Origin of the sequence: Dyella monticola (genome assembly GCF_003363155.1) — a bacterium.
Taxonomy (GTDB): Bacteria; Pseudomonadota; Gammaproteobacteria; order Xanthomonadales; family Rhodanobacteraceae; genus Dyella_B; species Dyella_B monticola.
The window spans coordinates 278,847-296,991 of record NZ_QRBE01000004.1 but is presented as its reverse complement, the minus strand read 5'-3'; the positions used below and the strand labels follow the sequence as shown (position 1 = coordinate 296,991).

Sequence of the window (18,145 nt, the reverse complement as noted above, 5' to 3'; positions counted from 1 at the left end):
ACTGCCAATCATGGAAGGACGAGACAATGAACTTCGCTGATCCCGGCGAAATCCTGGTAATGAGCCGCGGCGCATACGGCCGTCGCATCGCGTATTTCATCGTGACGACGGTTGTCGTCATCTGGGGCACCGTACTCGCTGTTCGTTTCATGTTCGCCTCCCCTTGGAACCTGGCTTACGTAGTGCCTATCGCGTTCATCGCGAACGCTATCGGGGTCAACACGGCCTATCACATGTATTTCACGCACGGGGCATTCCAGGCAAAAGCCCCCTTCCGAGTCGTCCTCGCGGTATTCGGAACCATTCTGTGCCAGGACTCCCTGATTCAGTGGGTCGCGAACCATAAGCGACACCACAGGCATGTCGACGTGCCGGATCGAGATCCACATACGCCGTGGCAGTTTGGGGAAAGTAAGTGGCGCGTCTATACGGTGGGACTCCTCTGGGCGTCTGTGGGCTGGAAGTATGCACGCCGTTCGACTTCCAAGACCTTCTACGCAGGCTCGCTCCTCAAGGATCCCGTCCTGCGATTCTTCGACAAACACTTCGTAGTCGTCTCGTATCTGGGTTTGGTGGTGCCTTTTGCAGTGGGCTACGCGTTGGGTGGGTGGCAGGCCGGCCTCAAGGGGTTCGCATACTTCGGGGCGTTTCGCGTATTCGTTGGGTATGCCTTCACCGAGCTTGTGATCAACGGGTTCTGCCATTGCGTTGGATCCCGCAAGTTCGCGACCAAGGGCCTTGCAACGAATATCCCATCCCTCGCCATGCTTAGCATGGGAACAACGCTGCACCACAATCACCACGCTTTCCCGCAATCGCTAAGTACCGCGGTTGACGGTGAAACCGACCCAATGCAGTGGATCAATGGGTTCTTCGCTAAGTGCGGCTGGATTAGCAGTGCTGTCCACCCGAGCGCGGCCGAAGTCGCGGCGAAGAAATTGGCTGAAGCTATTTGACCTCGATCCGATGGGGCGTTAGGTCGATGGACGTTCCACGCGGAAAGGAATTGTGATGACAATTGTCAAACCTATCATCCCAGAGAACTTTTACCGGCCTAGCGCATGGCAAACACTGCTGTATGTGGTCTACGGCCTGTCGCTGTCTCTGATTCCTTGCTACATGATTGGATTGCTGTTCGAGACCAGCATTCCGATGGTGCTCAAAATCGTGCTTTCGTTACCGTGCATGGTTGTCGCTGGGTACGGCGGGTTCATGCTGGCTGTGGCGGGGCATGAAGGCTTTCACTTCACGCTACACCCAAACCGACACGTAAGCGGAGCCTTGGGCGTCATGATCAGCTCCCTTGTGCCAGGTGCGTTCGCGGTTGGATTTTTCGCCTCACATTGGGAGCATCATCGGTATACGAACCAACCGTCAGATCCTGATTGCAAGACCTTCAGTAGGTTCCGTACCTTCTTCCAGCGGCTATTCTTCGCCCGGCTAGCAGCCAACAGAAATTACCTGCGTTATACCCTCGCCATGGCCGCTGGCCGAGACCTTGGCTTCAAATACAAGCCGCCGTTTAGCCGCTCCGAGATGCAGATGTTCGCGCTGTTTAATGTGGGATGCCAAATCGTTGTGGTTACCTGCTTCGCGGTGTTGGCCTGGGCGCACACATATGTGTTCCTCCAATACGTGGCAGTGCCCATGGTCGGGATCATCTTCATTGGTGGCCTCTCGCCCTATCAGATGCATGCGGGCACTGGTTTAGGGTTAGGTTACGATTCCAGGACAAACAGCTCGGCCTTCTGGACACTACTCCAGGCCGGATCCAACTACCACAACGAACATCACCTATATCCCCGGGTGCCTTGTTGGCGACTGCCGCAGGTGCATCGGATCCTGTTGAGAGAGGATTTCTATAAGGGCGGAGATATGTGCCTTGAACCCAGGTTCTGGGCTGCGTTTATGCAGGCATCCTCCACATACCAGTTGGCGGCCACCGTTGACGTGGATAGCGAAACGGACGACTTCAACGAGACGTGATGCGTCGCGAAGCGAAGCGCAATCCTCACCTCAAGTCGGGGAACTGGTACCCACTTCGGGGATGGCGTATAGCTAGCCTCGCCAAGCGTGATCGGTGTTGACCCGCCCGCTGGTACTGACAAACGGGCGGGTCAACACCAGCACGATGTTCAGCCAATGACGGCACGGTGGCCATCCATTTCCGGATGCGTAGTCAGTGATTACCGGAATCCGCAGCCGTGAAGGACCACTTCCGGTTGAAATCCCATCGGCTTCTATGTATCGACATATGCGAGGGCTGGGAAGCGCTTTGCCGCTTTCTGGGCAAGAAGATGCCTTCGATCCCCTTTCCACACATTCGGCCCGAACCGTGGAGTCGTCCACATTCGGACATGACTTGATAAGCCATACATCTCATCAGCACCTGGTGACTAACAACAGGATCGGGCAGCCATGTAGCGCATCACTCAGCACTCGTCACAACCAGCGACCTGTCCAGCCCCAAACCGGAATCAGTGACCAGTTGCACCGGAATCCGCAGATAACCCCCAACTTGCATGCGATCGCTGCATTCGAAGATTTCCCCATAGAAATCCGCCCCTTTCCCTGAATCGTCGGCGCAAATCAGGGATGCTGACGCAACGGCCTTCACGCTTCCGTCCGCCCCTCGGCCATAGCGTCCGTCCATGGCAAGGCCTATCGCTGCTCCGAAATATTCACCGTCGCAGACGTTCTTGCAGCGACTGAGCGCAGGCCTCATCACGGGGGCGGCGGACGACGACCCCAGTGGCATTGCCACCTACGCGCAGGTCGGTGCCAAGTTTGGATACGCCACGTTGTGGACGATTTTCCTGACCATGCCCTTGATGATCGCGGTGCAGGTGGTGGCCGCGCGCATCGGGCGAGTCTCCGGCTTTGGCTTGTTCGATAACCTGCAAAAACACTATTCCAACCCCTTGGTGTGTGGGCTCGCGTGTTTGTTGATCATCGCCAATGTGATCAACCTGGGGGCCGATATTGGTGCGATGGGCGCGGCACTGAAGCTGCTGATTGGAGGGCCGGCCATTATCTATGCCCTGGCCTTTGCCTTGGTTTCGCTGCTGCTACAAGTGTTCGTGCCGTTTTCCAGGTATTCACCCTACCTCAAAGTGTTGACCATCAGCCTGTTTGCCTATGTGGCAACCGTGTTTGTCGTCAAAGTGCCGTGGGGCGATGTACTCAAAGGCACCCTCATCCCCAGGATCCAGTGGACTGGCGACTACGCCATGGCGGTGGTGGCGGTGTTCGGCACCACGATCAGCCCCTACCTGTTTAGCTGGCAGGCGGCACAAGAGGTGGAAGAGATACGTGCCAGTAGTGAGCGCAAGGCGCTAAAGAGCAGCCCCCATCAAGGCGACGATGCCTTGCAGCGCATCCAGGTAGACACCGTTATTGGCATGATGTTTTCCAACATCGTGGCGTTCTTCATCATCCTTACCGCCGCGGTCACGTTGCATGCCCATGGCAAGCTGGATATTCAGTCGTCGGCCGAGGCTGCCGAGGCCTTGCGGCCGATCGCTGGGCGTTTCGCGTTCTGGCTGTTTGCGGCCGGCATCATCGGAACCGGCCTGCTCGCGTTGCCGGTGCTCGCGGGTGCGACCGCCTATGCCGTTGCCGGGGCGCTGCATAAGCCTTATGGGTTGGAACGCACGCCGATGAAAGCCAAGGCATTCTACGGTGTGCTGATCGTGGCCATGATCATCGGTGCCGGTCTCAACATGACGGCGATCGATCCCATCAAGGCGCTGTATTGGACCGCCGTCATCAATGGCGTTGCCGCCGTGCCCATCATGGTATTGATGCTCCTGTTGTCCAACAACAAAGACGCCATGGGCGAATTTTGCGTGAAAGGGTGGACACGGTGGCTCGGGTGGCTTGCGATGTTGATCATGGCCGTCGCCGCCGTTGTGATGTTCGCCAGCATGGGCAAGTCGTCCTAGTACACCTTATGGAGCGCCCGTGTCGGCCATCGTTAGAAGGCGATCAAGAACTAAGCGTGAAAGCGCCAATATGCATCGCATTTCGCAACGATGAGCAGCGAGCCACGCGTCAGCTGGGGAATAGCTCGATATGTGTTTCAGCGGTGCGCCCGAAGTAGACCGCGCGTCGACCGAGTATCGAAACGAGGTAGCCCGCACACCCCGCTGCCCGCACGCGTTCGCAGAAACCTTTGTAGCTATAGTCCGGGCCGTTCTTCTGCGCCCAACGTACCAGCGCCTCGATCTGGGCGGCTTCGAACGCTGCCGCAACGGCGCCGCTTTCGCTGGGCATCTCCAGCGTCACGCTGTCCCCATCGGGGAGGTAGTACGTCTGGACGTTTCGTCGATAGTCGACCGCATAGCCCTCGAAGCCAGCAGTGTGGAGAAGCCCGAGAATTTGAGGGAAAGTGAGGGCGCCGTCGTGGGCGCCATGCAGGCATGTTTGGGCAGAAGAAACCTGTTCTTCGTTCATGGGCAGACTCCTTAGGATGCGTCGGTCGTTTTTTCGACGTCAATCGATGGGTGTACCAGTCAAGCCGTGCCTTTCGGCAAACGCTCGCAAAATGCGATCGAGCGATGCGCGCTCTTTCGCTGTCAAAACCGCGAAGTTCTCGGCGTCGTTCTGGTCGGCCAGCTTGGCCAGGCGAGGAATCTTCCGGCGTCCTTCTTTGGTGAGGCGAAGCGACTGCCCGCGCTTGTCGTCTGGATTGCTGGTGCGTTCAATGAGGCTCTTTTCAACCAGGCGGTCAGCCAGCTTGCTGATGGCGCTCTTGGTCATGCCCATCTTCTCGGCCAACGCCGATGGCGACATGGCATCCTCGTCGTACATCGATCGCATGCACGCCCATTCCGCCACAGTGACGCCCTCAGCGGTGACTTTGCGTGCGAATTCCTGCGACACGGCGTTAGAGGCTAAGCGCAGCCAGTAACCCATGTGTGTCGTGAGATCTGAAATGTTGGACATCCGGTCAGCCCGCTTTTGGTTGACTAGTAAACTATACCGAATTGGTTTCCTAGTCAACCATCTCTTTGGGCGAGCGAGTAATCGTCATGATCTGGCCAGTCGAATGGCCCGACATCCGTGGCGACGCGCTGGCGCTCTATTACAACCCCAGATTTCCAATAGCATGATCGATCACCATGCGCTCAAGCTGGCTTACCGCGGGATTCGCCGTGTCCTGCCCCGCGTGCAAGCACAGCTCAACCTCGGGAAGGGGCGGAAGGCCGTGCCTTTCATCCAGCCGCATGAGCGACCGCGGTATACCCGCCGTGGTTCTCAGCGTGATACCGAGACCGGCCGCCACCCCCGCCCACAAGCTCTGCAAACTGGCCGTGGCGTAAGCCACTCGCCAAGGGATGGCGGTCTTGTCGAGCGCCTCGAGGCCTGCGCGGCGGAAGAAACAGGGCGAGTTGTACAGCGCCAGGTCGAGCGGGGTGTCGGGTTTCACGATTACTTCCGTCCCTACCGGCCCGATCCACGTCATGGGTAACGTGGCCACACGCCGGGCGTCCAAACGACTGCCATAACCCATGGCCAGAACAAGGTCGAATTCACCCTGATCCAGACGTTCCAGCAAGCGCCCGTTGCGCTCCACTTCGACATCCACGCGAACCGCGGGGTGGGCCTTTTTGAACTGCCCCAATGTCGCGGGCAACCATGTCTCAGCAAAATCGCCGGACAGGCCAAAGCGCACGACGCCTTGCACCGAGATGCCGGCCACACTGCGGGCCGCTTCGTCATTGAGCTCAAGGATGCGGCGCGCGTAGGAGTGCACCACCTCGCCCGTATCCGTGAGCACCATGGTTCGCCCCTGCTTGCGGAACAAGGGTTGGCCCAGCTGGGTTTCCAGTTTCTTGATCTGCTGGCTTGCCGCCGATTGCGAGCGGCCTACCTTTTCCGCCGCGCGCCCCAGGCTGCCGCATTGCAGGATCGCAAGCAGGGTTCGCAGGGCGTCCATATCGAGGTTCGGTAGCGACATTACTTTCGTTTTTACGATGAGTTGATTTCGAATTATCAGATTTTCTTAAGTGTGTTCGAAGCCTAGCATCCAATAACCCTCGCAGGCCATTGGCCCGCGCGCCCTCCAACTTCGGGACTCACCGCATGAACGTTCGTAAAGCAAACACCGGTCGCATCATGGCCATGCTCCTCGGGGCATGTGCACTCTGGAGTTCCACTGCTATCGCCGGCTCGGCCCGCGACATGTCCATGTCCATATCGTCGCTGGCTGGCACCTGGACCCTGGTCGCCGCCGACGTCCAACACCCTGATGGCTCGCGCGCCCCTGACTTCGGCGCCCAGCCCAAAGGGCTGCTGATGGTCGACAACATGGGCCATTACTCATTGCAGATCTTCAAATCGGAGCGCCCAGCCTTTCGCATGGGGGACAAAGCGAAGGGGACGCCCGATGAATACGCATCGGCCGTGAAGGGCTCAAGCACCCATTACGGCATGCTCCGTATCGACCAGGAGCACCACGTTCTGGTGTTCCACATCCAGGGCGCATCCTTCCCCAATTGGGAAGGGCAAGACCAACATAGGCAGTACGAGCTCAAGGACGGCGTGCTTAGCTATCGGGTGAAGCCGCGCCCTAATGGCGATGTGCCGATCTCGGTCTGGCGCAAGGTTGGTTAAGGTGTTTCCAAGTCGCTTCGGTATTGCCACGGTTCGATAAACGAACGGCCGACATTAGGAGGCCGGGCAGGTGGAGCCTGCCCGGCTGCCCATGACGGCGTTTCGCCGTGTTGCAAATTGTACCTACTAGTAGGTACAGTGCGGGTATGGATACCAGAGAACGTCTGATCGAGAGCGCCCAGGCACTGTTATGGGAGCGCGGCTATGTGGGTATGAGCCCCAAAGCCATCCAGGAAAAAGCGGCCGCCGGGCAAGGCAGCATGTACCACCACTTCGAAAACAAAGCCGCGCTCGCTTCAGCCGCCATCGCGCGCAGCGCCGAGCAACTGTATGCGTCGGCCCAGCAGGAATTCACGCAGCCTTGCTCCGCGCTCGATCGCATCATTGCCTACCTCCATCGCGAGCGGGAGGCGCTGCGAGGTTGTCGCGTTGGAAGGTTGACGCAAGACCCAGAGATCATTGCCGACCCGCAACTCAGGCAGCCCGTGCAGGAGATGTTCGCGAAGCTGACGCAGGAACTGGCCGCGCTCATTGTGGAAGGCCAAAGCGCGGGAGAATTTCGCGCGGAGCTGAATCCGGAAGATACCGCCTCGACCATTCTGGCCGTTCTCCAGGGTGCTTATGTGCTGGCGCGCGCTGCGAATTCCGCCGAACCCTTCCATCGCGCGATCGCAGGAGCGATCTCCCTCTTGCAGCAGCAAGGTAGCGTCAAGCGCGCGCCGCGAAAGTGAGTTTCACCGCCGCGTCCCACGTCCTCTGCGGGATTGAATGGATCGTGCCTTTGATGGGCCCGCAGCGAATCGTTTGATCTCGACCTCTATCGGGCCCGTACACATGCAACGCATCGCTTCTTACTCCCTCACCGCAATGCTGGCATTGGCCATGGGCACGATGTGCAGCGTTGCCTCAAGCGCGGAGCTTCCGATTCTTCTCAAGGTCGACGTGCGCGATGCACCGCGCAAACTCCTCCACACGACGGAGATCATTCCAGCCAAGCCTGGGCCGATGACGCTCGCCTATCCTCAATGGCTTCCGAGCGTTCACCTGGCCGGCCCTATCGATCAACAAGCGGGCTTGTTTATTACCGCTCACCACATGGGTTCCGCAGCCGCCACGCCGATTCGCTGGGAACGCGACCCGGTGGACCTTTACCTTTATCACATCGTGGTTCCGAAGGGCGCCAGTTCCATTGAGGTGAGCTTCGACTTCATGACCGCGGCCGATGCAACAACCCCGGGATCCACCGACGCAAACATCGCGGCGCTCAATTGGAATACGGTTCTCATGTATCCGTATCACGGGCCATCCACGCAGGTCGCTTCGATTGAGGTCACTCCGACGATTGTTCTGCCGCCGAATTGGCACTTCGCTTCGGCCCTGCAATCCAACCAGGCAAAGGCCCCTTCCGAGCCTTCAAATGCCGTCACCTTCCACACAGTCTCGCTTGAGCAGCTCGTCGATTCGCCGGTCATTTCCGGATGCTACTTTCGAGAAATTCCCTTGGCGCCAGAGATCACGCCCAAGCACTATCTCGACTTGGTAGCCGACACGCCGGCATCACTCCAGATCGATCAAGCACACATCGACAAATTCAGCGAAGTGGTTCGTCAGGCCGGGGTGCTCTTTCACAGTCGACACTACGATTCGTTCCACATGCTGGTCACGCTGTCTGATCAGATCGCCGGCGACGCGTTCGATCATCATCAATCGCTCGACGATCGCAGACCGGCCAATTTCCTGACCAGCGAACGGTCACTCACGCTGTATGGGGATTACATCGTGCACGACTTCGTGCATAGCTGGAATGGAAAATATCGGCGCCCCCAGAGCCTGATGGCCGCCAACTATCAGATGCCCATCATCGGCACCGATCTTTGGATTTACGAGGGGCTGACCGATTACCTTGCCGGCGTCCTCACCGTTCGATCCGGCATCTGGACGCAACAACAATATCTCGATCAATGGAGTGAGAAGGCCGCCCATTTCGACCGCCGCCCTGGAAAAACCTGGCGCGACCTGCAAGACACGGCAACCATGGCGCCGATCCTCTGGGCCGCCGACAGCTCCGCCTACGAAAGCTGGCGGCTTGGCGGCTACGATTTTTACGGTGAAGGCGCGCTGATGTGGCTGGACGTCGACACCACCATTCGCAACGGAACCGCAGGCAAGAAATCGCTCGATGACTTCCTTGCACTTTTTTACGGTCAGAGCACCGACTCCGGGCCCACGACGCGTCCTTTCACCCGCGACAACCTTGTCAACGCACTCAACACCGTTTATCCGCACGACTGGGCGTCTTTTTTTCAACAACGTCTCCACGAGCTCACTCCAGGGGCGCCGCTGGAAGGCTTTACCCACGGTGGATATCGTTTGGTCTACCGCGACGCACCGAATGCGTGGACCGCACTTTCGGGGAAAAAGGATTTCGAAAATTCGATCGCCATGAAAGTGCGGTCGGATGGCGTCATCACCGATGTGCTCATCGGTGGCATCGCGGATAAGGCAGGCTTTGCGTCGGGTATGAAAATGGTTTCCGTCAACGGAAAACCCTTTTCGATCGATCAGCTACAACACGCGATCCGCAACGCCAAAGGAGCGCACCCTTCCATTGAGTTCGCAGTTGAAAATGACGGTGCCGCCGCGACGCTCACTCTCGCGTATCACGGTGGAGAACAGTATCCGGCCTTGGAAAGGATTGTCGGAACCAAGGATCGTCTCCTTGACATAGCCGCGCCTCGCTAGCGGCTTTCGACCCTGGTTTTAGCCGCCCAATGCAACGCATCGCCGAAATCGAAAATACCTTGAAGAAGAGCAATAGCCCGAACTACCGCGACGAGCGTCGAACGGTAGAAGAGCAGGCAGCGCTGGAGGCGGCGACGTCTCGCGCACATGACGTAAGGCCCTCTATTGCCGCCATCGCCGAAATCAACCGAAAGTAAAGGAGTACGCCAAAACTCCCGGGTCGAGGAAGATGATTTCAAAGGTGCGGTCACTGTTCCCGTTTGACTGGCGCACCAACTGGTAGAGGCGCTGCCCGGTAACGGTGCCATTGCCCTGTGCATCGATGTCCGTGCCGTGATCTGCGCCAGGAGCTTTGCCGTCAATCAACACGCGGAAACGCACAGGTTCACCATCGGGCGCTGGGCCGAGTACGAGGTGAAGGTCGCGGCCGTGGAAGCGGTAAACGATACGGCCGTTGGGGTTGTCCAGATGCGCGTACTCGCTCCCTACGGTCCATTGACCGTCAAGCGTCCACTGGTTGGTCGGCAGCGCCGCAGGCGCGTGATAGTTGAACGAAATGTTCTCGGCTATATCGCCGCCTGCGAAGTTTTGAGCTTTTGTGTATCCCACGTAGGTCTCCGGCGAGGTCGTGGCATCGTCCGAAGCGGCGGCTTCCGCACCTTGCGCGTTCGGTTGCACATAGCCGCCAGGTAGGTCTTTCTGCCCGCCTTCGGCGAGCAGTTGACGGATCACGTCTTCGCTGTGCTGATAGTCGCCCTCGCCGAAGTGGTGATGACGCACGTGTCCCTGCGCGTCAATGAAGTAATGGGCAGGCCAGTACTCGTTATTGAAGGCTTTCCAAATGACGTAATCGTCGTCGAGCGCGACCGGGTAGTCCACGCCCATATCCTTCACCGCCTTAGTGACGTTGCTCGGATCTTTCTCGAAGGCAAACTCGGGCGAGTGCACACCAATGACCACCAGGCCGTGATCTTTGTATTTGTCGGCCCAGCCACGCACATAGGGCAGCGCGCGAATACAGTTAATGCAGGAATACGTCCAGAAGTCGATCAATACCACCTTGCCGCGCAGCGACTGCGTCGTAAGGGGAGGGCTGTTGAGCCACGCGGTGGCGCCATCGAGTGAGGGCATGTCGCCCTCCACCGGTAGCGGTGTGCCAGCCTTGATGGTTGGTTGTGCGGGAAGGGTGGGACGCACGCTGTCGAGCAGCTTCTGTTCGATGCCACTGGTGCTAGCCAGTGACACGCGAGTCAGCAATCCGGTATCCACGCCCAACGCGATGGTGGCGACGCCGGCCAACACCAACACGCCAAGCGCACGGCGGACCCATTCGCCGGCGCCGAGCGAGCGCTTCATCAAGGCAAAGACTCGCCCACCGATAGCGAGTGCAAGAGCGAGTGACGTCGCAGCGCCAGCTCCGTAGATGAGCAGCAACAAGGTGGTTTGGACGCTTGCCCCTTTAAGCGCCGCCCCCGTCAGCAGAAGACCCAGGATAGGACCCGCGCATGGCGCCCATAGCAGTCCGGTGGCGACACCCAAGCCCGCGGCGGAAAACACCGAATCGCCATCGCCACTACGCTGTGTGAGCGTGGCGCCGAGTGCTACGAATGGACGGCTAATCCATTCGGCGAAGCGTTCGGAAACCAACGTAAGGCCCAGCACCGCGAGTACCGCCAGCGCGATATAGCGGCCGAACTGATTGGCGTGGACCGCCCAGCCGCCACCCACAGCCGCCAAGGTGGCCACCGCGGCGAAAGTCAGTGCCATGCCCAACAGCATGGGGAGGCCATTGCGCGTGAACGGACGGTCTGCCCGCGCGAATACGAAAGGAAGCACCGGCAGGATGCATGGACTGAGGATCGTCAGTACACCACCGAAGTACGCAAGGATCAGTAAGAGCATGGGGGCGATATCCGATGGGGCTTCGTGATGCTGTTTGCACGTGGCGGATGAGGACTATGTCCTTGCGTACGCCACGCAGCGATGGGGCGCCTTGGTGATCCGCGCGCCGCACGGCGCGCGCATTCATCGATACATCCGATGACCAGGTGGACGTGACGGTTTCAATCTGGCGGCCACAATACGTACATGCAAGGTGGGGCGTGCCGTTGCCGGTTACGTGAGTCGTCGCCTCAAAGCGAACACGCCCCATTTTCACAATCAGCGATCACGTGACGCTGTTGGCGGCTTTCTCAATCACGTGCGCCACTTTGGTCGGCTGAGAGATAAAGACAGCGTGACTCGCAGCAATTTCCGTGACCTTGGAGCCCGAACGCTGATACATCCAACGCTGAAGCTCCGGGCTGATCACATGGTCCTGAGTGGTCAGGATGGCGTAGCTGGGCTTTGTTTTCCATGCCGCCGCAGTAAGAGGCGCAGCCATCGCTTTTTGCGCAAGCTGCACCTCGGAGCTCGCCAGGAATTGAGCCTCCGATGCCGAAACATCCTGCGCATAGGTGGCCCGGAATTTATCCGCAGGGATGTAGAAATAGTTGTCCGGCGTTGCTGCCATGGCATGGTTGGGCGCGGCGAATTTCGACATCAATTGACCGCTGGCTTCCCCCGCATCGGGTTGGAGTGCAGACACGTAGACGAGCATGCTGACCTTCGGGTCGGTGCCGGCCTCGGTGATGACAGAGCCGCCATAGCTGTGGCCGACCAGGACAACAGGGCCGTTCTGCTGATCGACGATGCGCGTTGTGGCCGCAACGTCCTGGGCGAGGCTCGTCAGTGGCTCCTGCACGATCGTTACGTGAAAGCCATCTTTGGTCAGGATGTCGTAGACGGCACGCCAGCCGGAGCCATCCGTCAACGCACCATGAACAATGACAATGTCCTTCGCGCCCGTGGCAGGCTCTGCGTGAACCAGGGTGACACTCATGGCAAGCATGAGGGCAATAGCAAGTTTATTTCGTATTGAGTACATCGGAATCTCCAGAATCATTTCAATGTGCCGTCGTTCGCCGACACCAACGTGGTGACGGGCGAGTCTCGATCGGGTAGAGCTAACAGTGATCTGGCGAAAAGCTGAGCACGCGAGAGCCAGGGCTTCTCTCGGCGCCACCATCCTTTCGTGTTGTCCTCGCGCGTCAACCGATGCCAATTCGATGGGAATGTCTTGCCGTCGGCGATAACGCGCAGCACATTCCGGCGTGCAGGCGCCGCACGTTGTTTTCGAGCGCTGCTTTACTGCCGCAAAGCAGTTAAGCCGGTTTGTTCTTCATCGCAATGACGTCGATCGCCTCGACAGTGAAGGGGCTGGCGAGCAACTCGTCAGCCTTTGCCATGAGCGCCTTGGCGATATCGCCATTAAGGTGGGCTTGGCGGCCTGCTTCATCCGCAAAGGCATCGAATATGCCGAAGGTCGTAGGCGTCAGCTGCAGGGCAAACCAGATGGGGGTTGTCGCTTCTTGATCTGCCATGGCAGCGCCCGCGGCAAGAAAGTCCGCAACCGCCTTCTCCTTGCCCGGCTTGGCCTCAAGCCGCACGAACAAAGCATGTTTAATCATTTTTCTTCTCCAGCGTTCTATCAGTGTGGAAGACCATGTGACTTAGGGTCTTGGCGCGTTGCGTTTTTGAGCAAGGAGCTCTGCAGTGGAGGAGACTTTACAAAGGGGGTACCCGTGCCGATACTGGCACGATTGACATATTTGATATCGATTGAGCCATGCGAATTTCGGTACTTGCGCTCGAAGGCGTGTTCGACACCGGTCTTACGACGGTGCTCGATGCGCTCGCGATGGCGAACCGACTTGCGCAGTGGAACGGAATCTCTACACCAGGGTTTGACGTCTCGTTGGTGGGAGTGCGGCCCGAAGTGCATACGGGGCTAGGACTGCAGGTCCCTGTACGAAAAATTACAGACACGCCCAACCCCGATTGCGTCATCGTGCCTGCCATTGCCGAAATGACGGCCGAGACGCTCCTGCCAGCGCTTGGCCGAGAAGATGTCATGGATGCTTTCGGCGCCCTGCGTTCTTGGCACAGCACGGGTGCCCGTCTTGCGGCAGCCTGTACGGGAACGTTCGTATTGGCTGAAAGTGGTTTGCTGGCGGGAAGCGAGGCTACGACAACCTGGTGGCTCTCACCGATATTCCGACAGCGTTATCCGGATGTGCGCTTGAATGCGCACCGCATTGTGGTTCCAAGTGGCGCCATGGTGACGGCCGGTGCTGCGCTCAGTCATCTCGATCTTGCGCTCTGGCTGATTCGCGGCAACAGCCCCGAGCTTGCGGCCCTGGTGGCCAAGTATCTTGTATTCGATTCGCGACTATCTCAAACCGGCTTCGTGATTTCCGATCAGCTCGTCCATTCCGATCCGCTGGTCGAGCACTTTGATCGTTGGGTGCGTGAACGCCTCGACTCACCGCTCACACTCGATTCGATTGCCGAAGCGCTGGGGGCCAGCAAGCGCACCTTATCGCGACGTCTCGATAGCGTATTAGGCAAGACACCGCTCGAATTTATTCAGGATCTACGGATCGAGCGCGCCGTTCATTTGCTCAAGACCACTAAGCACAGCGTCGATCAGATCGCAGAACGGGTGGGTTACGGCGACGGCGTGACGCTACGCACGCTGTTGCGCCGGCGGCTTGGCAAAGGCATACGCGAGTTGCGTTCAGTGGAGTAAGCCTCTGCGCAGCGCTCGATCCTCTACACAAAGTCAGAAGCTGCGCTCCACGTCACGCCAAGTCAGTAAAAGGTTCGATGCGAAGTCCAAGCGAGCATCGTCCATCCGACGGGCTTCCTGGTCACTAGGCTGACCTGCGCGCATAGTGAGTTGAGCGGGGGCGGTGGCGACCATGCGTCGTGGACTTGCATGGATACTTTAGCTATAGCTATCCCTTGTTCCAGCGCGAGTGGGTGAGGCAACTTCAATGGATCGTTTGGACGCCATGAAAGTCTTCGTCGCGACGCTGGACGAAGGGAGTCTTACTGGAGCCGGTCGGAAGACTGGCCGTTCCATAGCCGCGGTAAGTCGCGCCATTGCGTTTCTTGAGGCGCGAGTGGGGGCGCCATTGCTGCACCGGACCACGCGTTCGATCAAGTTAAGCGAGGCAGGGGAACGCTACGCCGTCGCCTGCCGGAAGCTGCTGATGGAGCTGGAAGAGGCTGAGCGCAGCGCGGCCGGTGAGCGCTCTGTTCCGCGCGGCACGCTGACTATTTCCGCCACGGTATTCGCCGGCGAGGAGATACTGCGGCCGATCGTTGATGCCTTCATGGACGAATATCCCACCGTCAACGTGAGGGTGTACCTGCTGGATCGACAGGTAAACTTGATCGACGAGGGCATGGACCTGGCCTTGCGTCTCAACCACCTGTCTGACTCCACACTCGTGGCGCACAGGATCGGCGAAGTACGCAGAGTGGTCGTGGCATCGCCGCGTTATTTGGCGGCGCATCCGCGCATCGTCGAGCCTGCCGACCTGAGTAAACATCAGATTATCGCCATGGACCACATGGGCATGGCCTCATGGAGTTTCCCACCGGTGGAAGGATCGTCAGTGTCTCGATCCATTTCCTTCACCCCTCGACTGGTCATCAATAGCGTGCGGGCCGCCATTGCGTCGACGGTTGAAGGCCACGGTGTGAGCCGTCTGCTTGCTTATCACGTGGCACCGGAAATAAAGCAGGGTTTGCTTCAAGTCGTGTTGGCCGATGCAGAGCCGCTGCCCATGCCTGTGCATATCATTTCGCCGTATGGGCGCCTCGCCGTGCCAAAGGTGCGCGCGTTTGTCGACTTTGCACTCCCGCGCCTGCGCTCCCGCTTCGCGGCCCTGGCCAAGGACGTAGCGACACCGCCAACCAAGGCGACTATAACGCGGCGCGCAAAAGTGTTTACCGAATAGCAGGGATTCGCTTAGTCGCAGTGCACTCGTAAATTGAACACGTCGGCAATGCAGGTCCACCTGCACCACGCCGAATGTTCCCTTCATCTACGAGTGAGAAAGAGCATGCACAATCAACAGAAAGTCGTCGTCATTACCGGTGCATCGCAAGGTATCGGCGCAGGTCTCGTGAAGGCATTTGTAGACCGCAATTACCGGGTCGTCGCCAACTCGCGTTCCATCAAGCCATCCAGCTATCCCGACGTGACCGTCGTGCCCGGCGATATCGCCGAGCGAACTGTCGCAGAACGCATCATCGCCGAGGCTCTGTCGCGCTTCGGTCGCATTGATACGCTGGTCAATAACGCTGGCATCTTTGTTGCCAAGCCCTTTACCGCCTATACAAAAGAAGATTACGGCAACGTTTTGTCGGTCAATCTCGACGGTTTCTACAACATCACCCAGCTCGCCATCGCCGAGATGGAAAAGCAGCGCAGTGGTCACGTGATCAATGTCACGGCAAGTCTTGTTGACAATGCGATCGACGGCGTGCCGTCGGTGCTGGCTGCGCTAACCAAGGGTGGCCTGAACGCCGCGACCAAGTCGCTGGCCATCGAGTACGCCAGGCGCGGGATCCGCGTAAACGCGGTCGCGCCCGGCATCATCAAGACGCCGATGCACGCACCCGAAACGCACGAAGCATTGGGTGGCCTGCATCCAGTCGGTCGCATGGGCGAAATTTCGGACATCGCCGAAGCCGCGATTTATCTCGATACGGCGCCGTTCGTAACCGGTGAAATCCTCCATATCGACGGTGGTCAGAGCGCAGGCCACTAGCGATGTGTTGGGGCGGGCAGATTACCCGTCCCAAGTCTGAGCAAAAGAGCGTTCAGCAGGTCAGGAAGAGGTACGCCGCTTGGCTGCGCGAGCGCTACACGGCTGCGTCAGTCAATGACTGGAGGCATTCGACACACATTCATCTCACGTAAGGCAACGAACATGTCATTCCCGCCAAGTTCAACGACGCATAGTTATGACTTTGAGAGCGACATGCTCGGGTACGCGTGCCGCACAGGAAGTTATACGAAGCCCGACGTGCCGTATTGGCGTGGAACGCTCGTCACCTTCGTATTGGGTTTAGTGGCTGTGCTGGTAAGCCTAAATGCGCCTTTCGTCGATGAATCCATGATCGCAGTGGCGGCAGTGGCGGCAATTCTCCTGGTTCGGAAAAACGAATGGCATTGCGATTCCTCCGAAGCGAAACGGGTCGCGACAAAAGAGAGATCACCAGTGACACCCGATCGGTCCATCGCTGTTGCTGTGATTCTCGCCGCGATAATGGTTATTTTGTCCAATGAACCCATCATTGCGATGTATATCGAGCAAGTCGTTGCATGGTGTCGCAAGCGTTTTTGACAGCCTATCGAACACGCACCGTATGCCATACGGCAACGAAACGGCGTCGCCTTTCAAAGTTCCTAAGAAACGAACCCATTATCTCCCAACCAATTTGAAGGAATCACCATGATTCAGAAACTTGAAAAAGTAATGTACACCGCGAAAGCGCATACCACCGGTGGCCGCGAAGGCGCAGGAAAAACCAGCGACGGTGCACTCGACGTTGTGCTTAGCTCGCCTGGCTCGGGTAAACCTGGAACCAACCCAGAGCAGCTATTTGCTATCGGCTATTCGGCCTGCTTCATCGGCGCGATGCGGGCGGTATCATCGAAGCTGAACCTGAAAGTGCCGGATGATGTGGCCATCGACGCTCAAGTCGCGCTCGGCTCGACGGGAGGCGGTGCGTCCTACGGTATCGCGGTCAAGCTCGCCATCAGCCTGCCGGGACTCGATAGCGCACAAAAGAAGCAGCTAGTGGATGCGGCGCACCAGGCGTGCCCGTACTCGAACGCTACGCGCGGAAACATCGATGTCGAGCTCTCGATTGCCTAGCCACGTGTTTGCGTACAGCCGGTGCGGCGGACGATTGCCGCGCTGGCTTTGTTTCCATCAATGAGTGCAAGGCGATATCTCGCCAAGCGGAGATGAACAATGGCTAGTGGATATTGGATCATGACATTCCGGTCAGTTTCGGATCCGGCTGGCATCGACAGATATGCGGCCGCCGCGATGCCGGTAATCCAAGCGCATGGCGGGCGGGTTCTGGCGGCGGGCTTGCCAGCTTCCTGCTATGAATCTGGGCTGCTCCAGCGCGTAGCCATCGTCGAATTCGATAGTTTCAAAGCGGCTGACGTTGCATATCGCAGTGCCGAGTATCAGGCGGCAGTGCAACATCTTGTTGGAACAGCCGAGCGTGACGTTCGTATTGTTGAAGGTATCTAACGCGAACGCTCTCGTTGCATGGCCACAACAGCTCAGCGGCCGCTAGTGGCAAATAGTGCTTTCGGGGATGGCGCTGGCAGTCAGGTCAACGGCTTGCCTGCGCACCGCTCCAGATTCCATCCGGCTGGCGGAGGGTGGTGCGTGCGAACACGTCACCTCACGCATCAGCTTTACCGTCACAACGTATCTGCGTGCACTGACAGATATCACGCTGCAACTGTGCGATGGTGTTCGGGTCGGGTGTGCCCATCCGCCTTTGATGAGTTCGGCACACCCGACATGAGTGAAGTTGCGCGGATCGCCTGGGCTGGACCCCAAACGATCCGCTGGCCACAACCAACTAGGAAAGAGTTGACCATGGTTACTCCCGATCATACGGTACGCACGCCCCCGCGTGTCCCCGCCACGCCGATCTTTATACGACTTCACCGCCCCGCCCACGGCGCGGCGTCGGGCCCAAGTGGGCAAACGTAGAAAACGGATACAGAACATTCCGCCTACCCATGCAGGATTTTTCCTGCAGCCCTTCACGCCGCGCGCAATACGCGGCGTGACCTAAGCGCGTGGAGCACACCATGGAAGACAAACACAGCGGCCCATCCGGCCCGCAACTCTAC

At 58.5% G+C, this 18,145-nt stretch carries 20 protein-coding genes; 14 read left to right on the top strand and 6 right to left on the bottom strand.

All coding sequences use genetic code 11. The features are described 5' to 3' along the window. Positions 1-26 precede the first annotated feature (26 nt). The 4 genes from DWU98_RS09780 to DWU98_RS09765 all read left to right on the top strand — a co-directional run bounded on the left by DWU98_RS09780 (position 27) and on the right by DWU98_RS09765 (position 3,944). Positions 27-956, top strand: coding sequence for a fatty acid desaturase (locus tag DWU98_RS09780; protein ID WP_115495356.1), 930 nt, complete (start codon positions 27-29; stop codon positions 954-956). Positions 957-1,011: 55 nt separating this feature from the next. Continuing rightward, on the top strand, positions 1,012-1,986 hold the full coding sequence (locus tag DWU98_RS09775) for a fatty acid desaturase family protein (protein WP_115495355.1): 975 nt from the start codon (positions 1,012-1,014) through the stop codon (positions 1,984-1,986). A gap of 218 nt (positions 1,987-2,204) precedes the next feature. Continuing rightward, a complete protein-coding gene (locus DWU98_RS22550) occupies positions 2,205-2,366 on the top strand; it encodes a sulfotransferase (RefSeq protein WP_158545021.1) in 162 nt (53 codons plus the stop codon). A 285-nt stretch (positions 2,367-2,651) separates the two neighbouring features. Next, a complete protein-coding gene (locus tag DWU98_RS09765) occupies positions 2,652-3,944 on the top strand; it encodes an NRAMP family divalent metal transporter (protein ID WP_115495353.1) in 1,293 nt (430 codons plus the stop codon). Between the two features lie 109 nt (positions 3,945-4,053). On the opposite strand, the gene DWU98_RS09760 is transcribed toward DWU98_RS09765, so the two are convergent. The 3 genes from DWU98_RS09760 to DWU98_RS09750 all read right to left on the bottom strand — a co-directional run bounded on the left by DWU98_RS09760 (position 4,054) and on the right by DWU98_RS09750 (position 5,962). Next, a complete protein-coding gene (locus DWU98_RS09760) occupies positions 4,054-4,455 on the bottom strand; it encodes a DUF1398 domain-containing protein (RefSeq protein WP_115495352.1) in 402 nt (133 codons plus the stop codon). Positions 4,456-4,494: 39 nt separating this feature from the next. Continuing rightward, entirely contained in the window at positions 4,495-4,947 is a 453-nt protein-coding gene (locus DWU98_RS09755) for a MarR family winged helix-turn-helix transcriptional regulator (RefSeq protein WP_115495351.1), read from the bottom strand. 139 nt (positions 4,948-5,086) lie between these two features. Beyond that, a complete protein-coding gene (locus tag DWU98_RS09750; protein ID WP_115495350.1) occupies positions 5,087-5,962 on the bottom strand; it encodes a LysR substrate-binding domain-containing protein in 876 nt (291 codons plus the stop codon). Between the two features lie 125 nt (positions 5,963-6,087). Here DWU98_RS09750 and DWU98_RS09745 point away from each other — a divergent pair, with 125 nt between their 5' ends. From DWU98_RS09745 to DWU98_RS21940, 4 genes are all read left to right on the top strand, one after another. After that, positions 6,088-6,618 carry a lipocalin-like domain-containing protein gene (locus DWU98_RS09745; RefSeq protein WP_115495349.1) on the top strand — a complete coding sequence of 177 codons (531 nt, stop codon included), beginning with the start codon at positions 6,088-6,090 and terminating at the stop codon, positions 6,616-6,618. 146 nt (positions 6,619-6,764) lie between these two features. Next, positions 6,765-7,349, top strand: a complete 585-nt coding sequence (locus DWU98_RS09740) for a TetR/AcrR family transcriptional regulator (RefSeq protein WP_115495348.1) — start codon at positions 6,765-6,767, stop codon at positions 7,347-7,349. Positions 7,350-7,452: 103 nt separating this feature from the next. Then, the gene (locus DWU98_RS09735; protein WP_115495413.1) at positions 7,453-9,360 is read left to right on the top strand and encodes a M61 family metallopeptidase; all 1,908 of its coding nucleotides are present in this window, start codon (positions 7,453-7,455) and stop codon (positions 9,358-9,360) included. 29 nt (positions 9,361-9,389) lie between these two features. After that, complete coding sequence (locus tag DWU98_RS21940) at positions 9,390-9,557, top strand: hypothetical protein (RefSeq protein WP_158545020.1); 168 nt, start codon at positions 9,390-9,392, stop codon at positions 9,555-9,557. On the opposite strand, the gene DWU98_RS09730 is transcribed toward DWU98_RS21940, so the two are convergent. From DWU98_RS09730 to DWU98_RS09720, 3 genes are all read right to left on the bottom strand, one after another. After that, entirely contained in the window at positions 9,544-11,262 is a 1,719-nt protein-coding gene (locus DWU98_RS09730) for a cytochrome c biogenesis protein DipZ (protein ID WP_115495347.1), read from the bottom strand. The genes DWU98_RS21940 and DWU98_RS09730 overlap by 14 nt on opposite strands. A 265-nt stretch (positions 11,263-11,527) precedes the next feature. Then, positions 11,528-12,304 carry an alpha/beta fold hydrolase gene (locus DWU98_RS09725; protein WP_230474781.1) on the bottom strand — a complete coding sequence of 259 codons (777 nt, stop codon included), beginning with the start codon at positions 12,302-12,304 and terminating at the stop codon, positions 11,528-11,530. A gap of 259 nt (positions 12,305-12,563) precedes the next feature. Continuing rightward, positions 12,564-12,869, bottom strand: coding sequence for a putative quinol monooxygenase (locus tag DWU98_RS09720; protein ID WP_115495346.1), 306 nt, complete (start codon positions 12,867-12,869; stop codon positions 12,564-12,566). Between the two features lie 158 nt (positions 12,870-13,027). Here DWU98_RS09720 and DWU98_RS09715 point away from each other — a divergent pair, with 158 nt between their 5' ends. The 6 genes from DWU98_RS09715 (at position 13,028) to DWU98_RS09690 (ending at position 17,528) form a co-directional block, all read left to right on the top strand. Then, complete coding sequence (locus DWU98_RS09715; protein ID WP_115495345.1) at positions 13,028-13,990, top strand: GlxA family transcriptional regulator; 963 nt, start codon at positions 13,028-13,030, stop codon at positions 13,988-13,990. Positions 13,991-14,255: 265 nt separating this feature from the next. Then, entirely contained in the window at positions 14,256-15,209 is a 954-nt protein-coding gene (locus DWU98_RS09710; protein ID WP_230474780.1) for a LysR family transcriptional regulator, read from the top strand. A 48-nt stretch (positions 15,210-15,257) separates the two neighbouring features. Continuing rightward, entirely contained in the window at positions 15,258-16,025 is a 768-nt protein-coding gene (locus DWU98_RS09705) for an SDR family NAD(P)-dependent oxidoreductase (RefSeq protein ID WP_230474779.1), read from the top strand. 162 nt (positions 16,026-16,187) lie between these two features. Continuing rightward, the gene (locus tag DWU98_RS09700) at positions 16,188-16,604 is read left to right on the top strand and encodes a hypothetical protein (RefSeq protein WP_115495342.1); all 417 of its coding nucleotides are present in this window, start codon (positions 16,188-16,190) and stop codon (positions 16,602-16,604) included. A 108-nt stretch (positions 16,605-16,712) separates the two neighbouring features. Then, positions 16,713-17,138, top strand: a complete 426-nt coding sequence (locus DWU98_RS09695) for an organic hydroperoxide resistance protein (protein WP_115495341.1) — start codon at positions 16,713-16,715, stop codon at positions 17,136-17,138. Between the two features lie 99 nt (positions 17,139-17,237). Next, positions 17,238-17,528: a DUF1330 domain-containing protein gene (locus DWU98_RS09690; RefSeq protein ID WP_115495340.1), complete on the top strand. Its 291-nt coding sequence runs from the start codon at positions 17,238-17,240 to the stop codon at positions 17,526-17,528. Positions 17,529-18,145 lie beyond the last annotated feature (617 nt).